The organism is Dyadobacter sp. CY323, from assembly GCF_021390245.1.
In the GTDB taxonomy this organism is placed as follows: domain Bacteria; phylum Bacteroidota; class Bacteroidia; order Cytophagales; family Spirosomataceae; genus Dyadobacter.
Genome location: NZ_JAJUXH010000025.1, coordinates 49,741 through 55,924, shown reverse-complemented (window position 1 = coordinate 55,924; position 6,184 = coordinate 49,741). Strand labels below are relative to the sequence as shown.

General features: G+C 48.1%; 6 protein-coding genes. 2 read left to right on the top strand and 4 right to left on the bottom strand.

What is annotated here, in order from left to right; all coding sequences use genetic code 11:
• Positions 1-74: 74 nt before the first annotated feature.
• Both LZG72_RS25920 and LZG72_RS25915 read right to left on the bottom strand, forming a co-directional pair.
• Positions 75-2,237 (bottom strand): molybdopterin cofactor-binding domain-containing protein, encoded by a 2,163-nt coding sequence (locus tag LZG72_RS25920; protein WP_233878056.1) that lies wholly within the window; start codon positions 2,235-2,237, stop codon positions 75-77.
• A 26-nt stretch (positions 2,238-2,263) separates the two neighbouring features.
• Positions 2,264-2,755: a (2Fe-2S)-binding protein gene (locus tag LZG72_RS25915; protein ID WP_233878055.1), complete on the bottom strand. Its 492-nt coding sequence runs from the start codon at positions 2,753-2,755 to the stop codon at positions 2,264-2,266.
• A gap of 134 nt (positions 2,756-2,889) precedes the next feature.
• Here LZG72_RS25915 and LZG72_RS25910 point away from each other — a divergent pair, with 134 nt between their 5' ends.
• Entirely contained in the window at positions 2,890-4,128 is a 1,239-nt protein-coding gene (locus tag LZG72_RS25910) for a DUF819 domain-containing protein (RefSeq protein WP_233878054.1), read from the top strand.
• Positions 4,129-4,178: 50 nt separating this feature from the next.
• On the opposite strand, the gene LZG72_RS25905 is transcribed toward LZG72_RS25910, so the two are convergent.
• Together LZG72_RS25905 and LZG72_RS25900 are read right to left on the bottom strand one after the other, a co-directional pair.
• Positions 4,179-4,940, bottom strand: a complete 762-nt coding sequence (locus tag LZG72_RS25905) for an MBL fold metallo-hydrolase (RefSeq protein ID WP_233878053.1) — start codon at positions 4,938-4,940, stop codon at positions 4,179-4,181.
• Between the two features lie 6 nt (positions 4,941-4,946).
• On the bottom strand, positions 4,947-5,324 hold the full coding sequence (locus tag LZG72_RS25900) for a response regulator (RefSeq protein WP_149638454.1): 378 nt from the start codon (positions 5,322-5,324) through the stop codon (positions 4,947-4,949).
• Positions 5,325-5,506: 182 nt separating this feature from the next.
• On the opposite strand from LZG72_RS25900, the gene LZG72_RS25895 reads away from it, so the two are divergent.
• The gene (locus LZG72_RS25895) at positions 5,507-6,163 is read left to right on the top strand and encodes a DUF1684 domain-containing protein (RefSeq protein ID WP_233878052.1); all 657 of its coding nucleotides are present in this window, start codon (positions 5,507-5,509) and stop codon (positions 6,161-6,163) included.
• Positions 6,164-6,184: the final 21 nt, after the last annotated feature.

Sequence of the window (6,184 nt, the reverse complement as noted above, 5' to 3'; positions counted from 1 at the left end):
AACGCCCGGCAATTGATTAGCCGGGCGTTTTTTGTTGGATTGATATTCGCCTACTTGCCTGCTCTCGGGTAATTTTAAGCGATATTAGTGATGTCAAAAGGTAATTTGCGAAGCCTTTTTCCGGTGGCGGCAAAAACCGCATTGCCCAATGCCGGTGCAATGGGCGGGAGTCCGGGCTCTCCTACCCCGCCAGGATTTGCCCCACTATCAATAATGTGAATTTCAATGGCAGGCATCTCGTTGAGCCTTAACACATTATATTGATGAAAATTGCTTTGGTCACAAACGCCGCTAGTAAATGTGATCCCATCCTTGATAGCCGCCGTAATACCCATCACAATATTTCCTTCGGTCTGCGCTTTCACATTATCGGGATTTACATAATACCCACAATCGATGACTGAAACGACTTTATCAATTTTGACACCATTGTCCTTTTTTGAAACGGTCATGCAACACGCTGATATACTGCCAAATGAGCTAAATACAGCGATACCCTTGCCTGTTCCCGCCGGAAGTTTTTCCTCCCACATTGCTTTTTGGGATAATGTTTGCAAAACCTTTCTGAAACGCTCATCAGAAAGCATTTCCATTCGGGCTTTCATCGGGTCTTTTTTGGCAAGATGAGCCAGCTCGTCAACGAAGCATTCCTGGCCCCAACCGAAGTTGGAAGCATAAACCGACCGCCACCAGACAACGGGAATATCGGTCTTAACATGCGTCCAGCTCACTTTTGATGCCCCGCTGAATTGATATTTATTGTTCTCGGTCGCGATCTCCGCGCTCAACCAGGGATCGGACTCGGTTTCCTTCAATCCGCCAAAAACCTGGGCTACAATGGATTCGCCGATCGCATGGTGATGAAATCCGGCAATCTTACCATCTTCCACAAAACCCTGCATATGACTAAGCATTCCAGGCCGGTAAGGTCCCTGTGAAATATCATCCTCGCGCGTCCAGATTACCTTGACAGGTTTGCCAAGTTCTTTACTGATGTGACAAGCTTCGAGAAGAAAATCGTGGTAGGCTTTGCGTCCGAATGCACCTCCAAGTAAGGTAACATTGATTTTTACCTGTTCGGGTTTGATTTTCAAATAGCCGCACACATCTCGCAGTGCCCAGTCCGGCCCCTGGACCGGCGCCCATATTTCCACAGAACCATCCGGTTTTACATGCGCAATGGCATTCTCGGGCTCAATGGGCGCATGGGCCAGAAAAGGGGTTTCATAATTTGCTTCAAGCTTTTCTTTTGCAACGGCGTATTTGGCTGAAAAATCACCTTTTTCTTCGTAGTTAATGCCGTCCTTTTTGGCCGCTTCGTATGTTTTTTCAAAATAGTTAGCCGTACTCACCGATTGATCCAGACCCGCATTGTCCCAGGTCACATTCAGCGCTTTTTTGCCTTTTAATGCGGCCCACCAGTTCGTAGCAATCACCGCCACGGCTTCCGAGGTGCGGTGCGGCATTGGTCTTTGGGTTTTCATCACACTTAAAACACCCTTTACCTTTTTGGCAGCGGCATCATCGATCGATACTACCTTACCATGAAGGGCCGGCGAATGCAGGATGCTTGCATATACCATTCCGGGAATATCAACGTCGATTCCATAAATGGCTTTCCCGTTGACCCGCTCGGGCACGTCTAACCGCTTGTTGTATTTTCCAATGATCTTAAAATCTTTGGCTTCTTTCAACTTTGGCTCTTTTGGGATTTCCAGTTTCGACGCATCGTCGGCAAGTTCACCGTAAGTCAAACTTTTGCCGCTGGCTTTATGGAGAATCCTCCCATCTTCTGCAATGCACTCATCAACAGGCACATTCCACCTTTTCGCAGCAGCGGTCGTAAGCATCTCCCGCGCGGCTGCGCCCGCTCTCCGGATCGGCATCCAAAGTCCTCTCACCGAGCTGCTGCCGCCCGAAGTTTGACTGCCGTATTTCCCCTGACCGTCACTTTGCACGATCAAAACTTTGTCCAGACTTACCTCTAATTCCTCCGCTAATAGTGAGGGAACAGCCTGCGTGGAGCCCTGGCCCATATCCGGTCGCGGGTTTACAAGGGTAATGTTGCCCAGCGTATCGATGATGATGAAAGGATTGATTTCCAGCTTTAAAAACGCCGGTGCTATTTTTTTAAGGGAGGAGTCCTTGGTAAAACCTGAAATGCCGACTGCCAGCCCCAGCGAGGTCAGCGTGGTTGCTTTCAGAAAATCGCGTCGCGAGGATTGTATATTTTCCAATGTCTTTTTTGGCTAGGGTGAGTGAATTACATTTTACCAATTCCGCTTTCAGAGACCTTGATCTCTTCGGCTGCCCGGTGGATCGCTTTGCGGATACGGTCATACGTCCCGCAGCGGCAAAGGTTGCCGCTCATAGCAGCGTCGATATCGGCATCCGTTGGTTTCGGGTTTGTTTTCAGTAAAGAAACCGCAGACATAATCTGTCCCGACTGGCAGTAACCGCATTGTGGAACCTGCTCTTCGATCCAGGCTTTTTGAATGATGTGCATTTTACCATCTCCAATACCCTCGATGGTTGTGATTCTGTCATTTTTCCCAATGGCTGAAACCGGCGTTTGACACGAACGGGTAGGTTCTCCATTCAAATGCACGGTGCAAGCGCCGCACAAAGCCATTCCGCAGCCAAATTTTGTACCTTTTAAGCCGACAAAATCCCGGACAACCCAGAGTAAAGGCATGTCCGGCTCGACATCCACCTTCACCCTTTTTCCATTAACCAATAAATTAAAGTTCGCCATAGTTTATAATGATAGTAGGCCGGCAACCAGTACCGCCCCTGTTTTAAATTCAAAAAGAAACGTTTTTGCCGCTAAATTGAAATTCAAGTTACCTATTTTTACCAGTCTTGACAATACCACTCCAAAATCGACGAATGATAACAAATGATGCTGTTGTCTTAGGGTTATTAATGCTGATCCTGGCGGCTGTTTTTTACACCAGCTCACTTCCCTCAGCTACCTGGAAAAAGTTCTATGCGGTGATCCCTCCTTTGCTGTTATGCTATTTTATTCCTGGTCTGCTTAATTCCTTTGGCATTATCAATGGCATTGATTCCCAGCTTTATCCGGTCGTCTCCAAATACTTCCTTCCTGCCTGCCTTGTGTTTTTCACCATTGGAATGGACTGGAAATCACTGGCTAAACTTGGGCCCAAAGCGCTCATTGCCATGCTGGTAGGTACAGCCGGGATCATGATCGGCGGGCCCGTTGCTTTGTGGATTGTGGGGACCATTAGCCCTCAAACCGTGGCGGGCGAAGGCCCGGACGCAGTCTGGCGCGGGCTGGCAACCATTGCCGGAAGCTGGATTGGCGGCGGGGCAAATCAAACGGCATTAAAGGAGGTTTTTCAGCCCAGCCCGCAGCTGTTTTCTCAAATGGTCGCCGTCGATGTGCTGATCGCCGAGCTCTGGATGGCCGTTTTGATCTACGGGGCCGGCATTGCTTCCCGGATCGATGCGCTTCTCGGTGCAGACAGCCGGCTGGTCGACGAAGTGCAGCAGCATCTGGATTCAGAGCAGCAGGCTCATGCAAAACTGCCTGCCATGCGCGACTACATTTACCTGGCAGCAGCCGGCTTCGGCGCAACCGGCCTGGCCCACGGACTCTCCGATATCATCACACCATATCTGTCAGAAAACTACCCCGGACTCCAGAAATACAGTTTGACTTCCTCCTTCTTTTGGGTGATCAGCATTGCAACCTTAATCGGGATCGGGCTATCTGTTACTCCCGCCCGGAAACTCGAATATCTGGGCGCGTCAAAATTAGGTACCGTATTTCTTTACGTTCTGGTTGCTACCATCGGAATGCAAATGGACCTGGGCGCGGTCGCAGAAAATCCGGGGCTTTTTGCGATCGGATTGATCTGGATCAGCATTCACGGCATTATCCTGGTACTGGTTTGTAAATGGCTGAAAATACCCTTCTTTTTTCTGGCTGTGGGAAGCCAGGCTAATGTGGGCGGGTCGGCATCGGCATCCGTCGTTGCGGCAGCATTTCATCCGTCTCTGGCGCCCGTCGGGGTTTTGTTGGCGATACTTGGTTATGCGATCGGGACTTATGGAGGGTATCTTACCGCGCTTCTGATGCAATGGATTAGCGAAGGCTTGTAAGTCGAATAAGACCTTGTAAATCTGAAAGACTTGCCAGGTCTACCGTCAACCTACAAATCCAAAACCAGCCCGTCATACGCAAGCCTTACGTTCGGCGGCAGTTCCGCTTCCACATCAGCATGCCGGCCAAGCTTGTGACTGATATGGGTCAGGTACGCCTGAGGGACATTGAGTTTGTCGATCAGGTCCAGGGCCTGGGAAAGTGTAAAATGAGAGAGATGCGGCTCTTTTTGAAGCGTGTCCAAAACCAGTACCCTCGACCCTTTTATCTTTTCCTGCTCCTTTTCGGAAATGTAGTTTGCATCGGTGATATAGGTAAAGTCACCAAACCGGAAACCGTAAACGGGAAGTTTGTGGTGCATTACCTCAATGGGGATTACTTTAATTCCTTCAATCTCAAAAGGCTTGTTCTCAATGGGATGGAGCTCGAAGTGCGGAACTCCGGGGTAGCGCTGTTCGGAAAATGCGTAGGAAAATTCGCTTTGGATCTGCTTCAACACTTCCGGACGACCGTAAAGCGGCATATCCTTCTGCTGCCTGTGGTTAAATGCACGAATGTCGTCCAGGCCAGCGGTGTGATCTTTGTGTTGGTGTGTAAAAATAGCCGCGTCAAGTGTCTTCACATTTGCCCTAAGCATTTGCTGCCTGAAATCCGGACCGGTGTCAATCACCAGGGATTTTCCCTGCACCTGAATCCAGATTGAGGCTCTCAATCGTTTGTCACGGAAATCACTGGAACGACAAACGGCACATTCACAGGCAATTACCGGAATTCCCTGTGACGTGCCGGTTCCTAAAAACGTTATCCTCATGGACTATTATTCTGTCAAATGCGCCACCACCTCAACCAGGCGGTCAAAATTCAAGGGCTTCATCAGCGCATCATCGAATCCGGCTTCTTTAAAATCTTCCTCTGAATAATTCTTGGCATTACCCGTAATGGCGACAATCGGCGTTTTAGCTTTTTTCTCGTTGGGCAACTTGCGAATGCTTCTTGCGCACTCCATTCCATCCATCACAGGCATATTGATATCCAGCAAAATGATATCGAAATCTTCTTTTTCAAGGAGTTGCAGTACTTGTTCCCCGTTTTTTACGGAAGTGATTTCATAATGTTGAAATTCCAGAATCTTCCTTGCCAGATTTTGAATTACTGAACTGTCTTCGGCAATGAGTACTCGCTTTGTGTACGACATATGATGGGTCAGGTATTTGTTAAAAATTTGTCAGGTCAATTTAGGATATTTTCACTCAACATCGCTAACCAGCCCGATGCGAAGTTTCAAAATTATCATAAAAAAGCAAATAAACACCCCATACTTTTTCAAAGCTGTCTTTCCGTGTAAGTTTGCAAACTCTTACATTATTGCTCATCTATATGTTTAAAAATAAAGTCATCCGGTATAGTACAATCGCCATGTTCATTGCGATCCTGGCTTATTTTGTCGTTGAAAATTCCTCGCTTATCAGCGGCGATCAGGCTGGCGCCGAGACGATCACAAACCCCGCTAAATACAAAGCAGACATTAAACAGGAACGGGAAGCAAAGGACGAGCAGTTCAAAACCTCCAAAGAGTCCCCCATTGCCGATAAAGAAAGTTTTCACGGCCTGCATTACTTTGAGCCGGACCTTTCATTTCGCGTTAAAGCCAACATCTCGCCTTACACGAATGACGACAAAGAGGTGATTATTAAGTATACAGATGGTACGGACGAGAAATATGAAAAATATGGGTATGCTAATTTTTCAATCGGCGGACAAACACAGAAACTTTTGTTGCTGAAAAATGAAAGTGTGATTTCGGTCTTGTTTAAAGATGCGACCAGCGGAAAGCAAACCTATGGGGGTGGCCGTTACCTGGATTATCCGGTCTCCGAACTTAAAAACAACACGATCGTCCTGGATTTTAACAAGGCTTATAACCCTTATTGTGTGTATCAGGAAAGCTACGCCTGCCCGGTCCCGCCTGCCGAAAACACGCTGACGGTGGCCATTGAGGCTGGCGAGCTACTCGAATCGGCGGTGCACGAGTGATAAAGAATCATTTGGACCAAA